Raw genomic sequence first — 14,469 nt, 5'->3', positions numbered from 1 at the left:
AGGTCGAGGACTTATCCTTAGAGGTTTCTAAGAGATAAGCTTTAGAAGATACCTCTTTCTGTGTGAAATTCTGAAGGTACAGAATAAAAAAGTACCGGGAAAATTTAACGCTGCAGCAGGTGTTAAATTTTTTCTGTATATAGGGGATTGGTCAAATGGTATGATAGGAGTCTCCAAAACTTTTGGTGGGAGTTCGATTCTCTCATCCCCTGTTTGTTAGGCGTCAGAAACCTTGATTTTACAAGGCTTCTGGCGTTTTTATTTATATAAGAAAAGTTGACTTAGCCGTACGGCTTATTGTATAATAAGAACTATACAAAATTAGCCGTACGGCTTATTTGCAAAGCGTATATATATAATTTAGCCGTACGGCCATATGATGCGTATGAAGTTATGTGTTGATAATTTGATATAGAAAGACGAGGAATATGTATGAAAATAATAGATTCAAAATCTTTGGGTGAGGCAATCAGAATAAGAAGAAAAGAACTGAAATATACTCAGGCTTATATAGCAGAATTTACAGGATTTAGTGTAAGTTTTATTTCGGATTTGGAAAGAGGTAAGGCTACAGCAGAAATCGGAAAGGCAATTATAATTATCAATTTACTGGGAATGGATATTCTCGTAGAAAAGAGAGGTTAGAATATGAGAAATTTGGGGGTTTGGATAGAGATTGGTGGATTGCAGACATATGTTGGCCGTATAATTGGAGAAAATGAAGAAGATGCTAGATTTTCATATGCAGAAGAGTATCTATCTGGTAACATAGCCAGACCGGTATCAATACATTTGCCATTATCTGAAAACGCATTTTCCGTTGATGATACAAGGAATTTTTTTGAAGGTTTGTTACCTGAGGGATTTACCAGAAGATGTGTGGCTGGGTTATTGCATACAGACGCAAATAATTATCTGTCATTATTAGCCGGGTTAGGTAATGAGTGTCTGGGAGCAATAAAAATTACAGATGAGAATAACGAAGTAGTAAATGCAGATTATCAGAAATTGACAATTGATGAGGTTAGTCAGTTGGCAAGAGAAGGAGCAATGGAGACTGCGGAGTTAGTCACAAAGTCACATTTGTCACTTGCGGGAGCATCTGGAAAGGTTGGGTTATATTATGATGAAAATAATAAAGATTGGTATTTACCAAAAGGGGCAGCGCCAAGTACACATATAGTAAAGCAAAGTCATGTAAGGCTTGACGGAATAGTTACAAATGAGCAGTTGTGTATGATGACGGCAGGAAATATGGGAATAGAGATTCCTGAAAGTTTTATAGTTAATGTCGGTGATGGCAGAGATGAGGAAGTTCTGTTAGCAACTAAAAGATATGATCGTGCAATAAAGGACGGATTAAAAAAAATCAACGGGTTAAATGTTCCGTACAGGTTACATCAGGAAGATTTTTCTCAGGCGATGGGAATTTCGGCGCATAACAAATATGAGAGTGATAATGCCGGATATTTAAAAATGATGTTTGAGATCATAAGACAGAAATCGTTCAACCCGATAGCAGATCAATTGAAAATGTGGGATATATGTATATTTAATTACTTAATAGGCAATACAGATAATCATATCAAAAATGTTTCATTGCTTTATGATGAAGAGTTGAAAACAGTACGTTTGGCACCGGCATATGACATATTGAGTACTGTGATATATACAAGCAGTACCAGAGATATGGCATTTAGTATTGGAAATGAGTATGATATCGAAAAGATCACCAGAGATTCATTTAGAAGAGAAGCGGCTAATATTGGACTAGGAGAGCAAATGGCCATGAAGCGGTTTGATTATTTGGCAAATGCGTTTCCGTATGCGTTGAATAAAGCATGTGATGAATTACTGGGCAAAGGATTTAACAAGGCGATTGATATTTATGAGAGAATTAGGGACAAGAGGAGAGAGTTTATTTCATGAGAAATATAAGGTCGATGTCTAATTTAAGGGGTTGATAGATATAAAAATAGACAGTATAGCGGATAATTTTATATGCATGGATAAATAGCGAATAGAAGGGTTTTGTGCATCCTTTGAGCCGGGAGTTACCATGATATGGGAGATTCCAAAGACGTAAAAAGAGAGAACTCGCTTTTATCAGGACAAATTGCCAGAGCTTTTAGAGAGCAGGGTTACGGCTGTTTTTGTAGTGTCAGATTTTTATGCGCTTGAGTTTATGCGGTTCTTACAGGGAAAGAACATAAAAACTCCAAAGGATATCCAGATCATTGGATTTGATGACAATATGGCAAGCAGAGAAAGTAATCCTGCACTTACGACGATTCATCAGGATGCATCCCTCAGGGCAAAGACTGCTATAGAATGCATTGAGGCAATGCGCGATGGTGCGGTTGTTGTAAACACAGGGCTGAATTATTTATTGATACTTGGAGGAGAAATCATAAGAAGTGGAGGCAACATAAAAATCATCATGATCATTGATGTTGTTGGCACATGGTGTATCGGAATTCCACTGTGTCTGCTCGCGGCATATGTATTCGAATGGGGAATTATAGGCGTGTACACATTGCTCACTACGGAAGAAATATTCAGATTAGCCGTATCGCTGGCTATTTTTAGAAAGCGCAAATGGATGATCAGTTTGTCATAGCGTGATGCTATGATAAATAACAAAGCGGGTGTAGTATTGCTCTGCGGTAAATTCTTATTTTATGTGTGAAGGGGAATATATATTGAGAGTTATATCTAAAGATGAAGCAATCATTTTATGGGATAAATTAAATAGTGAATTTAAGTTTAAGCCGGGAACAGACATAACTGGCGAATGGATTATAATACCAGGCGATACAAAAAAGTATCATAAAGCGACTCCCTGGAGTGAAGAACAAGAGAAGATAATCAATTCAATTTTGAAGGAATTAGGACTGGAAAAAATGTATGCCTTAGACTGGAATCATGATTGTTTTGAATTCTCGCCAATGGAAGATATTTCTATGAATTATAACTATTATGATCCTGATAGACAATGTCAAGTGTATTTTCCAACATATTATCCGGATGGAGATTATTATTTTTTTATTGATAGCACATGGAATTGTGGAATCTTTGGTCATCCCTGGCGAAATGAAATTATAGTAACGGGAAAAGAATTGATTAAAAGGTTTGAAAAAAACAAGGGAAGATTAGGACTTTAATGATATGGAATTAAGACTATTACGCTATTTTCTGACAGTAGCAAAGGAACAGAGCTTTACAAAAGCAGCAGAACAATTGCATATTACCCAGCCAAAAAAGAGTTTATAAAAAAGGAAGATCTCATAGGAAAAACATTGATCCTGCCCGAAAGAGGAAATGTTCAAAGTGAACTCGCCAATTGGTTTGGAAAAGACTTTTCGAAACTGCAGATTGCTTTTACGAGTAATCTTGGAACTAATGCCGGAGTCATGGCAGCAAATGGATTGGGGTATCCGATATCAATCGAAGGTGCTGCAAAGTATTGGAGAGATGACATTCTTGTACAACGAAAAATTTTTCCTGAAATTACGACAAGTACTGTGATTGCCTGGAGACGAAACATTCCATATTCCCTGGCGGTCAGTAAGATGATAGAAGAAATAAATGCTTTTCAGGCATAGGAGAGAATTTAATTGACAAGACTCTTGAATTTGTATCCAGGTGGTAGGGGATGAAATACCAGTTATTGACAAAAAGTTATAAATGATATAGTATAGCAACAATTAAAAAGAGCTTGTCTCGGCACGTAAGAAGACTATAGATTTTGCTGTTTCTGAACATAACAGTTTTATCTATAGTCTTTTTATTTGGCAACAGGAGGTTGTATGAGTAAAAGAGAGTGGATAAAGAAGATAACTGTTATAATAATTGGTTCAGTTATTGCCGCATATGGTATAACCCTGGCATTGTATGCCGGATTTGGCGGTGCAACGCTTGCGGTATTATGGCAGGGAATATCCGGTACGTTTCATGTGAGTATCGGAGCAGCATCGTTCATCGTGGCGGTGATAATGATACTTTTTGTGCTCATATATGACAGATCGCAGATACATATAGGAACGATACTTTACCAGATCGTTTACAGTCTGTGTGTTGATCTGTTTGCGCAAATGCACGTCTACAGCAAATACATGTGGCTCAATATGTTGATCATGCTCGTCGGAATTGTGTTGTTTGCGGTGGGAACAGGACTGTATGCGGCAGCAGACCTTGGGCGTGGTTCATATGAGGCCGTGACATTTGCGCTTGCTGAGAAGAATCACTGGCAGGTGAAGAAAGTCAGAATGATACTTGATGCCGCCATGGTTGTGATAGGCGTGATTCTTGGGGGAAAGTTTGGTGTGTGTACGGTTGTTACTGTGATTGTATCGGGGCCAATAATTCAGTTTACTGTTGGGAGAGCAAAGAGAATCATAAAACTATAAATTCTCTTTCCTATATTCATTCGGCGTAATCCCATAGTGCCTGTGAAACAACTCACAGAAATAGCTCGTACCGGAAAATCCACAGGCGTATGCCACTCATGCCAGTGGCTGACACCTCTGTAGTCGGGATAGAGGGATAGCTGTTCCATCCTTATGTAGGCTGGAAATTGCAGAAGCTAAACTTCATGGAACGCTCGGATTTCAACGGCATATCAGAGGTTGTAAAGGAGCTGTTTGGCAAGTCTGATTGAGCTTGTGTCAACCCACCATTTTACTGCGATTACGGTTCACATATAGAAGTGGGCAAGAACTTCTTTGCAAATTACAACTGTACAATCCTTGATGTTGCAAAGGTGACCACAGGTGACAATTGTTTCATGGCGCCAAATGTAGAGATATACACAGCGGGTCATCCGATATATCCTGATGTGCGCAGTGCTCTGTGGGAGTATGGCAAGGAAGTGACCATTGGAGATAACATGTGGATTGGCGGCAGCCCTGGCGTGCATATTGGAAGTAACGCCATAATTGGTGCAGGAAGTGTTGTTACAAAGGATATCCCAGACTGGGCAGTTGCAGCGGAAAATCCATGTAAGGTACTTCGCATGATCACAGAGGATGATAAGAGAAAACTTTTCCGTGATGAGGAGATAGACGATGAAGCCTGGACTGAGATCTGCCAGAAGCTGGGATGGTAATATTTAAAGAAACTATCTTCGTATTGATTTTATAATATAGCGTATAAGTGGATAGAAAACCTTCCTCCACTTATATAAAGCCGGTTCTTTGTGCTTGGACCGGCTTTCTTTGTGTGCAGTTATGATGAAATGGCAAAACTTAATTACAGGTTCATTGAATTTCGCTGGGTGTCAGTGCATAATGAGAACAACGTGGGCTGACACGATTCAATCCGAGGTTACATTACTTGTGACCTATCCTGTTGCGAAAGATACAGGACGCTGGCAGGCAGCGAAAAACTTTGCTCCAATGCCGAACGTAAGGGTCGGTCTCGTTGTTCGGACAACAGAAAAATCAGTCACTAGAGGGTGGGAGTATTACTGAGGAAATACACCATCCTCTTAAATTTGTGCTGTTCATCATACTTAATATAACTTATGAATTTGTCTGATTGAATTTAAAATAATTAGTGCTAAAATGAAGTTGGTTAGGAAAAACTAACTAGATGAGTATACAGACGAAAGGTGGTTATATTTGTGATGAGCATTTTACTGAGTATAGGTCTTGTTGTTTACATAATATTACTTATAATAAGCTGTAAGAATAAGGGTAATAAGAAGATACAGATTGCAACGCAGTTGGTTCAGGGCGCACTATGGACTCTGCTTGCGGTGGACAACTGGCAGGATGGACACTTGATTACACTGATCGTATATGTGGTGATCATTGTACTTTCATTTGCAGGGGTCGTGCATTTGGTTGTTAAGAAGTAGGAGAGACTCAGATTAATATTGATTTGAGGTTGTGTCAGAGGAGATGATGTGGTTATGTCATATGAAGAGTATAAAAACATGAATGTTCGTATAGAACTGCTAGAAATTCTGGCTGAGGCAGAAGATGATGTGAGAAATGTCAGGGTTGCCCCTGCATCCGAGACATTTGGCGATTTGAGAAAAATGCTTCAAGAGGGGTGATCTGTTTTAAAAGTCTGCTCAGGCGGTTGGCGGTGCTGTTGGTCACAATCCAATATCAAGCGTCATCCCGTGTCACAGAGTAGTCGGTACAAATGGAAGTCTGACCGGTTATGCAGGTGGAATAGACAAGAAGATCAAGCTGCTGGAGATAGAGAAAACAGATATGAAAGATTTATTCAGACCTAAGAAAGGAGCAGATCAGTTTATGCCGCACACCCTGCAGACCTCATGAACCCAGCGGTCGGCGTCAAGCAGCAGTTCTTCGTGCTGCAGATCAAATTCACAGATATCCGGATCGGCGAAACACTTCCTGTAACGCTCAAGATATTTCACACCCATTTTCTTGGCGTAGAATACGTGGATAGTAGTTCCGGGTACGCTTATGTGTTCTCCAACGCTTGTGTATAGGTCGGTGCAGAACTGATTCTTCATGGACTCCTTGGATATGAATGAAAAGTCTATTCCGCTTCCTTTTCCCATGATCTCCATGAATTCCTTCATATATTCAGAACTGTCATTTCCCTCGTTCATTTTCTTCTCAAATACTTTTTTAAGAAGACCGCTTTCCTTGCCGGTGATAAAAGGATAGAACATAGGCATCATGATGGCTGTCTCAAGCTTTGCCAGCCACTTTGGCGCCTGATCCATGTCGCTGGAACCAATGATCCCATGATCTATATGTATATTCTGACGCCCGATCAGGAGAGAGACAAATGAACCTCCGAGGGAACAGCCGTATGCTGCAAACAGCTTTCTGTCAAGCTTATCTTTGATGTAGTTCTCAACCTTCAGAACTTCGTCAAGCTCTGAAATAAATGTAGAATTCTCCGTATCGTCAAATCCACTGTAGCTGACAACCAGAGTATGAAAGTGCTCCTGAAGCCCATCAAGAACGTGTCCAAAGTTGGTTTTCCAATAGCAGCAGGTGCCAGGAAAGAGCATGATGCTCGGTTTATTTTTATCCCCGAATTCGTAAATTTTCATAAAAATATTCTCCCAATTGTTTGTTAATGTGCTAAAATCAAGTACGTTAGACACACCTAACTAATACAGATACTAGCACTGGCGAAAGCGACTGTCAATGTAAGTTCCTAATTGTCCCATATCTCCGGAATCAATGCCCTTGTCTTGACTTCAATTAAAACATAACGGTGTTTTTGTATGTTGTAGAACAGCATATCAATAAATTTTTAGCATCTCCGACAAAAAAGGGTATTCTTTGCTGACAAAAGCAAATTCACGATCTAATTCAAGCAGAATTTTTTGGGAATTATCCATGATTGCATCTTTCAATTCTTTTTCATCATACCCTTCTCTGAGATTAAGAAAATGCAAAGAGGAAAGTCAGAGAATGAGAATTATTACTATTTTCTTGACAATAAAATAAAAACAGAATATAATCCTTATTAAGAACTAATCCCAATAACGAATGGCAACAAGCAGAAGAAATGCCATTCAAAAAAATCTTGATATATTGGTAGAGAAAGGTGCATCAAGAAAGGTTGAAGTTCCCGATGGACCGAACCGGTTTGATTTCGCATTGAGAAATCACTACCATGTCAGGTGCGTAAAGTGCAGTGAGATTTTTGATGCGGATATGGATGAAATTACCGAATTTGCTGGAAAAAATTCGTAACATTCATGGAATTGAATTTTTGGATTATGATATTTCATTTAAAGGAATTTGCCCGAAATGCAGGGAGAAAAATAGTAAAGAAAACGGAGGTAAAAGAGATGGCAGTAAACAAATATGCAGGAACACAGACAGAGAAGAATTTACAGGAGGCATTTGCAGGAGAGTCTCAGGCGAGAAATAAGTATACCTATTTTGCTTCTGTAGCGAAAAAGGAAGGCTATGAGCAGATGTCTGCATTATTTTTAAAGACCGCAGATAATGAGAAAGAACATGCAAAGATGTGGTTCAAGGAATTAGCAGGAATTGGTGATACAAAGGAAAACCTGGCAGCAGCTGCAGAAGGCGAGAATTATGAGTGGACAGATATGTATGAAGGCTTTGCGAAAACAGCTGAAGAAGAAGGTTTCCCTGAGCTTGCAGCAAAATTCAGGGCAGTAGGTGAGATTGAGAAGCACCATGAGGAAAGATATCGTGCACTTCTTAAGAATATTGAAACTGCACAGGTATTTGAAAAGAGCGAAGTTAAGGTATGGGAATGCCGTAACTGCGGACATATTGTGGTAGGAACTAAGGCGCCTGAAGTATGTCCGGTATGTAATCATCCACAGAGCTATTTTGAAGTACATGAAGAGAATTATTAAGGAGATGAGATTATTACGAAGAAGAAAGTGATTAATTCAAAAAAAGCAGTAATGATAGGCTGTGGCTTTGTCGGTTCTGCGTCAGTCTTTGCTTTAATGCAGAGTGGCTTGTTTACAGAGATTGTCCTTATCGATGCAGATAAGAACAAGGCAGAAGGAGAAGCGATGGATATCAGTCATGGTATTCCATTTGCGAGTCCGATGAAAATATATGCCGGAGATTATGATGATGTGGCTGATGCTGCAATTGTTGTCATATCTGCCGGAGCGGGACAGAAACCGGGAGAGACAAGGCTTGATCTCGTAAATAAAAATGTAGCAATATTTAAGTCAATCATTCCTGAAATAGCAAAGAGAAATTTTGCAGGTATCATGCTTGTAGTTGCGAATCCGGTAGATATCCTGACTCAGGTAGCCATAAAGTTATCAGGACTTCCAGAAAACAGGGTTATTGGATCGGGTACTGTGTTAGATAGTGCCAGATTAAGATATAAGCTTGGTGAGCATTTATCTGTGGACAGCAGGAGTGTTCATGCATTTATAGTAGGTGAGCATGGAGACAGCGAAGTTGTAGCATGGTCATCAGCCAATGTATCTGGTGTTCCATTAAGTGAAATGTGTGAAATGCGTGGACATTACAAGCACAAGGAAAACACGGCAGAAATAGCTACAGCAGTCAAGAACAGTGCTTATGAGATTATAAACAAAAAGCACGCTACATATTATGGAATTGCAATGTCTGTAAAAAGAATCTGCGAAGTGATTATGAGAGATGAAAAATCAATACTTCCTGTATCACACATGATTCATGGAGTATATGATATTGACGGAGTATCGTTAAGTATGCCAGCTATTGTAGGTGCAGATGGTATTGAGTCTGATATACCTATTAATTTAAGTGGCGAGGAAACGTTAAAGCTTAAGGAATCTGCAGATTCATTGAAAAAGATTATGGAGACAATTGAATTATAAATTTTACACATGGAAGGAGAAAAAGGCATGGAAGTAAAGTATTATATATGTAAGCATTGTGGAAACATTGTTGAAAAGGTAAAGGATAAGGGTGTACCTGTAATTTGTTGCGGAGAACCTATGCAGGAATTAAAAGCCGGAGTGACAGATGCTGCTGTCGAGAAGCATGTACCTGTATATACTATAGAAGGCAGTCATGTTCATGTCGTGGTCGGAGAGACAAAACATCCAATGCTTGAAGAGCATTTCATTGAGTGGATTACATTAAATACAAACCAGGGAATATACAGAAAACAGTTAAATCCAGGGCAGGAGCCGGTAGCAGATTTTTGCCTTTGCGATGGTGAACAGGTAGAAGAAGTATATGCATATTGTAACCTGCATGGATTATGGAAATGCTAAAATATCAGTAAGCTATCAAATTTATTAGTAACTCATAAATTTGCTGATATCTTACCAGATGGGAGCAGATATAATATCATGGGTGCATCAAAAACAAAGGAGATGTGCTTATGCTTACAGAATCAGTGATAAAATTATTAAAAAATGAAATGTGGGATCTTGCCACATGCTCAGATGGTTAGCCGAATGTTGTGCCTGTTGCATTCAAGGATGTGACAGAGTATGGCAAGCTTGTGGTTGGTGATGTGTTCCTTGAGACAACTCTTGTGGAGACTATAATAGGGCTACGTCGTACAGATTCGTGAAAATCCTTGAATTTACGCACTTTTGCAGCTTTTTCAATTTCGGCAGAACCGATGTGAAAAGGCATAAAAAGCAGATAGTGGACAGAATTCATGTCGTTGTCGGCTATAGAGTCGACACGAGGGACACAATATTCTTTGATGAATAAAAGTGAATAAAATAGCCAATTTGGCAGGGATATTTAATTACAAATATTGAATATCCCTGCCTTTTATTTTTCTATTCAAGGAGGTGTCTATATGTTAAAGATAAGGCTTCAAGGGACAAAAAATGACATACGTTGGTTTGTACGTTTACTTCAGAGAGATAAACGATTTGAAGTAAATAATGTTTCGACTTTTTTCGATAATGTTGGAACAGATAAATATAAACGTGTGTATGCAGAAGTATCAAGAAAAAAAAAGGATTCTGGTAAGAAACCAAGTAACGTTATGCAGGTAGAAGAAAAATGTCACTATGTAGGAAGTGGCATGGTGATTCGATAGGAATGGAGGTACAACGGTATGTGTAAGGTAATAGCAATCGTGAATCAAAAAGGCGGCGTGGCAAAGACTACGACAACCGTAAACTTAGGTATAGGTTTGGTAAGAGAAGGTAAGAAGGTACTACTTATAGATGCGGATAGTCAGGGATCCCTTTCTTCAAGTCTGGGTGTGGAAGAGCCGGATGAGCTTGATGTGACACTCTCGACGATCATGGGTAAAGTAATCAATGAAGAAGATTATGGAAAGAGGGAAGGTGTTATCGTGCATGAGGAGGGAGTATCATTTCTTCCATGCAATATCGAACTTTCCGGACTGGAAGTCACATTAGTAAATACCATGCGGAGAGAGTACATATTGAAAGAGTACATAACAAGTGTAAGAAATCTTTATGATTATATATTGATTGACTGCAATTCCAGCCTTGGCATGGTGACAATGAATGCCCTTACTGCAGCTGATTCAGTCATCATACCGATAGAAGCAGCGTACCTTTCCATAAAGGGTTTACAGCAGCTTATTACCACTCTTGGCAGGACTAAGAAATATTTGAACCCTAACCTTGGAATAGAGGGAATCGTTTTTACAAAGATGGTTGGACGTACCAATTACGCAAAGGAAATCAAGTCCATGGTGGAAGAAATCTATGGCAAAAATGTCCGTGTGTTTGGTGCGGTTATCCCACATTCTGTGAGAGCGGCAGAGACTTCCGCAGAGGGTGTGAGTATATTCAAGCATGACCCAAGAGGAAAAGTTGCGGCGGCGTATAAGAAGCTCGCAAAGGAGGTGCTTGCAGATGAATAAATCCAATAGTGCTTCCAAGATAAAGATGAAATCATTTGACGATCTGTTTGGTACAAACGAAAATCTGGAACAGGCAAATGCAAATGGTGGTGAAATCCGAGAAATACCTTTAGCAAGTCTGCATACATTCAGAAATCATCCGTTTCAGATTCATGAAGATAAGCTGGAGGAAATGGTAGAGAGTGTCAGACAGTATGGCGTGCTTGTTCCAGGGATTGCGAGAATGCGACCGCAGGGTGGTTATGAAATCATTGCCGGACACACAAGAAAGGCTGCCTGTGAACTTGCCGGTCTTGATACCATGCCGATGTTCATTCGCAATCTGAATGATGATGAAGCTACCATTGTCATGGTGGACAGTAACATTCAGAGAGAAGATATCTTTCCAAGCGAAAAGGCAAGGGCGTATAGTATGCGTTACTATGCCATGAAACATCAGGGCATTAAGGGAGATAAGGGTAGTAGCCTTGATATCATGAGTGAGGAAACCGGCGAGAACGCAAAGAAGATTCAGCGATATATCAGACTTGCAAAGCTCTCTGATGAACTGCTTGACTTTGTTGACAGGAAAAAGATTGGTTTTATTCAGGGTGTTGATCTTTCGTATCTGAACGAGGAGCAGCAGCAGTGGGTACTCGATATAATACTCGACAGGAATATATTCCCTAATATAGAGCAGTCGGCAAGACTAAAGGCATCCTGCCGGGAAAATATGCTTACACAGGAAGAAGTGAGGAACATCATGCTTCCGGAACAGGTGTTAGCAAAGCCGAGAAAGGTAACGTTCAAGGCAGACAGATTGGATGACTACTTTGATGAAGGATATACGGAAGAAAAGATTACAGAGGTTATAATAAACCTCTTAGATGAATGGAAGAAAAGAGGTGAGAGGGCATGACTAATATTGTAAATACCGGTAATGCGTCGGTGGATGCGCTGGCAGAGATGAGCATTAGTGGCAATGTTACACCGGTAAATTGGTATAAAACAATTTTGCGTGAAAATGGCAAGCCATACCTTCTCGCTATCTGTGTGTTGTCGGAAATCGTGTATTGGTATCGTCCTGTGGAAGTACGGGACGAGCATAGCGGCATGACAATTGGTTACAGAAAAAAGTTTCGAGAGGATTTGCTACAGAAAACCTACAATGATTTTGCCGAGCAGTTTGGAGAATCACGGAGAAGTGTGAAGGCAGCGTTTGACAGACTAGAGGAAATCGGTGTGATCCGTCGTGAATTCCGTAACATAGAAACAAATAGCGGAATGGTTTTAAATAATGTCATGTATATTGATCTATGCGTTGATAGACTTTACACATGTACATATCTGAACATACCAGGAGATGACGAAGATGTAGAAAACACAGGGGAAGAAATACAAAAACAGGCTGAAAACCAAGCAAATAAGTCTGTTACAAAATTTTGTACCTCCTCATACAAAACTTTGTATGACCCTCCTACAAAATTTTGTACCACCCTCTACAAAATTTCGTATGACCCTCCTGCAAAATTTTGTAACACCCTACCACAAAACGATGTACCACCTCATACAAAGTTTTGTAAGACAAATACAGAGAATACTACAGAGAATACGGAGGAGATTACCTATCCTATCATTCCATCAGGCACAGGCGTGAAAACTGATACGATGGATAGGATGGATGAAGTGCGCTCATTTATCAAAGATAATATTGATTATGACGGATTGCTTCAATGCCATCCTACAGAGAAGATGGACATAAACGAATTGGTGGAGCTGATGGTTGATACCATAGCGGTTAAACAGCCAGTAATCCGTATCAATAAATATGATTTCCCATATGATGTTGTTCGGAGCAGATTGGAGAAGATAGATTTTCATACGATGGAGTATGTGCTGGAATGCCTGCGGAATAATACTACAAAGGTACGCAACATACGAAGCTATATGCTCACGACACTGTATAATGCTCCTGTAACATGTAGTAATTACTATAAAGCAGAAGTAAACCATGACTTCTATGGTAAGTAACGATTCATAGCTGCTGGAAACAGCAGTTGACTATATATTTTTCACCTTCCCTTCCTTTTGAGGGGCAGGAGGGCACACCTGCCTCTCGTTTTAAGGGGATTGCTGCAAGTATGATTCTTTGATATAATCAATGCTACAGTTTTACAAATCGGAATTTGTGGAGAGATTTCCTGAACTTTCCTTATTTTTCAAGGCTTACAGCCCCTTAGATAGTGAAATGATATGTATTTTCCCTTATCTTTGCCCTTATGCGGAATCCGCAAGGGAAATAAGGGAAATTTTTAGTTAAGCATTGCTCACTACTTTATCAAGAAGTCTTGCGGAATCCCGTTTTGCTTTTCTTGTTGAGTGAGCGTAAATATTCATTGTGGTACTGACATCAGAGTGTCCTAACAGTTCCTGTACATCTTTCGGTGCAGCTCCATTGGAAAGTAGATTGCTGGTATAAGTGTGACGCAACTGGTGAAAATGGAAATCTTCAAATCCTTCCAGCTTCTTTGCCACTGATCTGCATACAATGCTGAGTGTACTCGGCAGTTCCAAAGAGCCATCTGGTCGCAGGCAGACAAAGGAGATTTCTTTGTAATCTGTCGGGATTTCCTGTGTTCCGTCAAGATGATAGTATTCATAATATACCCTGTTTTTCACATGCACTTCTTTGTAGTAATTGCGGTGATATAATTCGCCATACTGCATCCGGTTTTTGAGCTGTTCTTTTCTGGCAGCTTTCAGTACTTCAGTCAGCGTATCTCCAAAATCAACAATCCTTACTTTTTTCCGTTTCGTTGGTCCGATAATATTTTTGTGTTTCATGCCGTCGTAGCGGATACTGCGTTTTATGGTCAGGCATTGTTCCTCAAGGTTAATGTCCTGCCATGTAAGACCACAGGTTTCCCCGATACGGAGCCCGGCATAATACGCAATTTGAATCGGCAGAATAGCAGGTGGATTTTTCTTTTCCAGATATTGGATAAGCCGTTCATAATCCTCATGTGAAATCGGCTGTGTACCTTCTTCCACTTCATCATCGGAAAAGAGGTCAACTTCCTCTGCCTGCTTTTTCAGCTTAATATACTGCATCGGATTGAAACTGATTAACTGTTTTGGAAATACTGCAAAACGGAATGACTGCTGTAACACTGCGGAAAAAGAATGGAT

General features: G+C 39.7%; 20 protein-coding genes, 1 tRNA gene and 3 pseudogenes. 20 read left to right on the top strand and 4 right to left on the bottom strand.

Annotated features, from left to right (window positions below; translation table 11 throughout):
- Window positions 1-141: 141 nt before the first annotated feature.
- The 8 genes and pseudogenes from DXD11_RS13715 (at window position 142) to DXD11_RS13675 (ending at window position 4,409) form a co-directional block, all read left to right on the top strand.
- A tRNA-Trp gene (locus DXD11_RS13715) sits at window positions 142-212 on the top strand.
- Window positions 213-432: 220 nt separating this feature from the next.
- The gene (locus DXD11_RS13710; protein WP_117551401.1) at window positions 433-645 is read left to right on the top strand and encodes a helix-turn-helix domain-containing protein; all 213 of its coding nucleotides are present in this window, start codon (window positions 433-435) and stop codon (window positions 643-645) included.
- 3 nt (window positions 646-648) lie between these two features.
- A complete protein-coding gene (locus DXD11_RS13705) occupies window positions 649-1,929 on the top strand; it encodes a type II toxin-antitoxin system HipA family toxin (RefSeq protein ID WP_118758609.1) in 1,281 nt (426 codons plus the stop codon).
- Between the two features lie 187 nt (window positions 1,930-2,116).
- A complete protein-coding gene (locus tag DXD11_RS14635; RefSeq protein ID WP_279220461.1) occupies window positions 2,117-2,620 on the top strand; it encodes a substrate-binding domain-containing protein in 504 nt (167 codons plus the stop codon).
- 82 nt (window positions 2,621-2,702) lie between these two features.
- Window positions 2,703-3,164 carry a DUF2716 domain-containing protein gene (locus DXD11_RS13690; protein WP_158579449.1) on the top strand — a complete coding sequence of 154 codons (462 nt, stop codon included), beginning with the start codon at window positions 2,703-2,705 and terminating at the stop codon, window positions 3,162-3,164.
- A 4-nt stretch (window positions 3,165-3,168) separates the two neighbouring features.
- Complete coding sequence (locus DXD11_RS14990; RefSeq protein ID WP_117551406.1) at window positions 3,169-3,273, top strand: LysR family transcriptional regulator; 105 nt, start codon at window positions 3,169-3,171, stop codon at window positions 3,271-3,273.
- Window positions 3,255-3,605, top strand: a pseudogene (locus tag DXD11_RS13680) (LysR family transcriptional regulator substrate-binding protein); the annotation flags it as partial. The gene DXD11_RS14990 and the pseudogene DXD11_RS13680, both read left to right, overlap by 19 nt.
- A gap of 204 nt (window positions 3,606-3,809) precedes the next feature.
- Window positions 3,810-4,409 carry a YczE/YyaS/YitT family protein gene (locus DXD11_RS13675; RefSeq protein ID WP_118758607.1) on the top strand — a complete coding sequence of 200 codons (600 nt, stop codon included), beginning with the start codon at window positions 3,810-3,812 and terminating at the stop codon, window positions 4,407-4,409.
- Here DXD11_RS13675 and DXD11_RS14985 read toward each other — a convergent pair.
- Window positions 4,404-4,505: an AraC family transcriptional regulator gene (locus tag DXD11_RS14985; RefSeq protein WP_118758606.1), complete on the bottom strand. Its 102-nt coding sequence runs from the start codon at window positions 4,503-4,505 to the stop codon at window positions 4,404-4,406. The two genes, DXD11_RS13675 and DXD11_RS14985, sit on opposite strands and share 6 nt — an antisense overlap.
- A gap of 203 nt (window positions 4,506-4,708) precedes the next feature.
- Between DXD11_RS14985 and DXD11_RS13665 the strand changes: the two genes are divergently transcribed.
- From DXD11_RS13665 to DXD11_RS14940, 4 genes and pseudogenes are all read left to right on the top strand, one after another.
- Complete coding sequence (locus tag DXD11_RS13665) at window positions 4,709-5,107, top strand: sugar O-acetyltransferase (protein WP_330426648.1); 399 nt, start codon at window positions 4,709-4,711, stop codon at window positions 5,105-5,107.
- 519 nt (window positions 5,108-5,626) lie between these two features.
- Complete coding sequence (locus tag DXD11_RS13660; protein ID WP_118758605.1) at window positions 5,627-5,860, top strand: hypothetical protein; 234 nt, start codon at window positions 5,627-5,629, stop codon at window positions 5,858-5,860.
- 54 nt (window positions 5,861-5,914) lie between these two features.
- Entirely contained in the window at window positions 5,915-6,061 is a 147-nt protein-coding gene (locus tag DXD11_RS13655; protein ID WP_238051945.1) for a hypothetical protein, read from the top strand.
- Between the two features lie 13 nt (window positions 6,062-6,074).
- Window positions 6,075-6,293 (top strand): annotated as a pseudogene (locus DXD11_RS14940) (methylated-DNA--[protein]-cysteine S-methyltransferase); the annotation flags it as partial.
- Here the strand turns inward: DXD11_RS14940 and DXD11_RS13645 are convergent.
- Window positions 6,260-7,045: an alpha/beta hydrolase gene (locus DXD11_RS13645; protein WP_118758604.1), complete on the bottom strand. Its 786-nt coding sequence runs from the start codon at window positions 7,043-7,045 to the stop codon at window positions 6,260-6,262. The pseudogene DXD11_RS14940 and the gene DXD11_RS13645 sit on opposite strands and share 34 nt — an antisense overlap.
- Window positions 7,046-7,240: 195 nt before the next feature.
- Window positions 7,241-7,396 (bottom strand): PDDEXK nuclease domain-containing protein, encoded by a 156-nt coding sequence (locus DXD11_RS14735; protein WP_279220460.1) that lies wholly within the window; start codon window positions 7,394-7,396, stop codon window positions 7,241-7,243.
- A 124-nt stretch (window positions 7,397-7,520) separates the two neighbouring features.
- On the opposite strand from DXD11_RS14735, the pseudogene DXD11_RS14935 reads away from it, so the two are divergent.
- The 8 genes and pseudogenes from DXD11_RS14935 to DXD11_RS13595 form a co-directional block, all read left to right on the top strand.
- Window positions 7,521-7,788 (top strand): annotated as a pseudogene (locus DXD11_RS14935) (Fur family transcriptional regulator); the annotation flags it as partial.
- A gap of 7 nt (window positions 7,789-7,795) precedes the next feature.
- Window positions 7,796-8,338 carry a rubrerythrin gene (rbr, locus tag DXD11_RS13630; protein ID WP_117551418.1) on the top strand — a complete coding sequence of 181 codons (543 nt, stop codon included), beginning with the start codon at window positions 7,796-7,798 and terminating at the stop codon, window positions 8,336-8,338.
- 27 nt (window positions 8,339-8,365) lie between these two features.
- A complete protein-coding gene (locus DXD11_RS13625; RefSeq protein WP_118758603.1) occupies window positions 8,366-9,310 on the top strand; it encodes an L-lactate dehydrogenase in 945 nt (314 codons plus the stop codon).
- A 27-nt stretch (window positions 9,311-9,337) separates the two neighbouring features.
- Entirely contained in the window at window positions 9,338-9,712 is a 375-nt protein-coding gene (locus DXD11_RS13620) for a desulfoferrodoxin family protein (RefSeq protein WP_022216261.1), read from the top strand.
- Between the two features lie 542 nt (window positions 9,713-10,254).
- Window positions 10,255-10,500, top strand: a complete 246-nt coding sequence (locus DXD11_RS13610) for a hypothetical protein (RefSeq protein WP_044998373.1) — start codon at window positions 10,255-10,257, stop codon at window positions 10,498-10,500.
- An 18-nt stretch (window positions 10,501-10,518) separates the two neighbouring features.
- Window positions 10,519-11,301 carry a ParA family protein gene (locus DXD11_RS13605; protein ID WP_118758602.1) on the top strand — a complete coding sequence of 261 codons (783 nt, stop codon included), beginning with the start codon at window positions 10,519-10,521 and terminating at the stop codon, window positions 11,299-11,301.
- On the top strand, window positions 11,294-12,199 hold the full coding sequence (locus DXD11_RS13600; RefSeq protein ID WP_055147659.1) for a ParB/RepB/Spo0J family partition protein: 906 nt from the start codon (window positions 11,294-11,296) through the stop codon (window positions 12,197-12,199). Before DXD11_RS13605 ends, DXD11_RS13600 begins: the two co-directional genes overlap by 8 nt.
- The gene (locus tag DXD11_RS13595; protein ID WP_118758601.1) at window positions 12,196-13,311 is read left to right on the top strand and encodes a DUF6017 domain-containing protein; all 1,116 of its coding nucleotides are present in this window, start codon (window positions 12,196-12,198) and stop codon (window positions 13,309-13,311) included. Before DXD11_RS13600 ends, DXD11_RS13595 begins: the two co-directional genes overlap by 4 nt.
- A 285-nt stretch (window positions 13,312-13,596) precedes the next feature.
- Here the strand turns inward: DXD11_RS13595 and DXD11_RS13590 are convergent.
- Window positions 13,597-14,469, bottom strand: an 873-nt coding sequence (locus DXD11_RS13590; protein ID WP_147360987.1) for a tyrosine-type recombinase/integrase, incomplete at its 5' end; no start/stop codon positions are given.

Source organism: Coprococcus sp. TF11-13, assembly GCF_003481085.1.
GTDB classification, from domain to species: domain Bacteria; phylum Bacillota; class Clostridia; order Lachnospirales; family Lachnospiraceae; genus Coprococcus; species Coprococcus aceti.
The sequence above is the reverse complement of the archived record's forward strand: the minus strand, read 5'-3'. Positions and strand labels throughout refer to the sequence as shown.

Excerpts from the sequence above, each read along its gene's own strand:
- DXD11_RS13675 (WP_118758607.1), top strand. The coding sequence starts at position 3,810 with ATGAGTAAAAGAGAGTGGATAAAGAAGATAACTGTTATAATAATTGGT.
- DXD11_RS13655 (WP_238051945.1), top strand. The coding sequence starts at position 5,915 with ATGTCATATGAAGAGTATAAAAACATGAATGTTCGTATAGAACTGCTA.
- DXD11_RS13645 (WP_118758604.1), bottom strand. The coding sequence starts at position 7,045 with ATGAAAATTTACGAATTCGGGGATAAAAATAAACCGAGCATCATGCTC.
- DXD11_RS14990 (WP_117551406.1), top strand. The coding sequence starts at position 3,169 with ATGGAATTAAGACTATTACGCTATTTTCTGACAGTAGCAAAGGAACAG.
- DXD11_RS13620 (WP_022216261.1), top strand. The coding sequence starts at position 9,338 with ATGGAAGTAAAGTATTATATATGTAAGCATTGTGGAAACATTGTTGAA.
- rbr (WP_117551418.1), top strand. The coding sequence starts at position 7,796 with ATGGCAGTAAACAAATATGCAGGAACACAGACAGAGAAGAATTTACAG.
- DXD11_RS13610 (WP_044998373.1), top strand. The coding sequence starts at position 10,255 with ATGTTAAAGATAAGGCTTCAAGGGACAAAAAATGACATACGTTGGTTT.
- DXD11_RS13705 (WP_118758609.1), top strand. The coding sequence starts at position 649 with ATGAGAAATTTGGGGGTTTGGATAGAGATTGGTGGATTGCAGACATAT.
- DXD11_RS13710 (WP_117551401.1), top strand. The coding sequence starts at position 433 with ATGAAAATAATAGATTCAAAATCTTTGGGTGAGGCAATCAGAATAAGA.
- DXD11_RS13595 (WP_118758601.1), top strand. The coding sequence starts at position 12,196 with ATGACTAATATTGTAAATACCGGTAATGCGTCGGTGGATGCGCTGGCA.
- DXD11_RS13600 (WP_055147659.1), top strand. The coding sequence starts at position 11,294 with ATGAATAAATCCAATAGTGCTTCCAAGATAAAGATGAAATCATTTGAC.
- DXD11_RS13660 (WP_118758605.1), top strand. The coding sequence starts at position 5,627 with ATGAGCATTTTACTGAGTATAGGTCTTGTTGTTTACATAATATTACTT.
- DXD11_RS13605 (WP_118758602.1), top strand. The coding sequence starts at position 10,519 with ATGTGTAAGGTAATAGCAATCGTGAATCAAAAAGGCGGCGTGGCAAAG.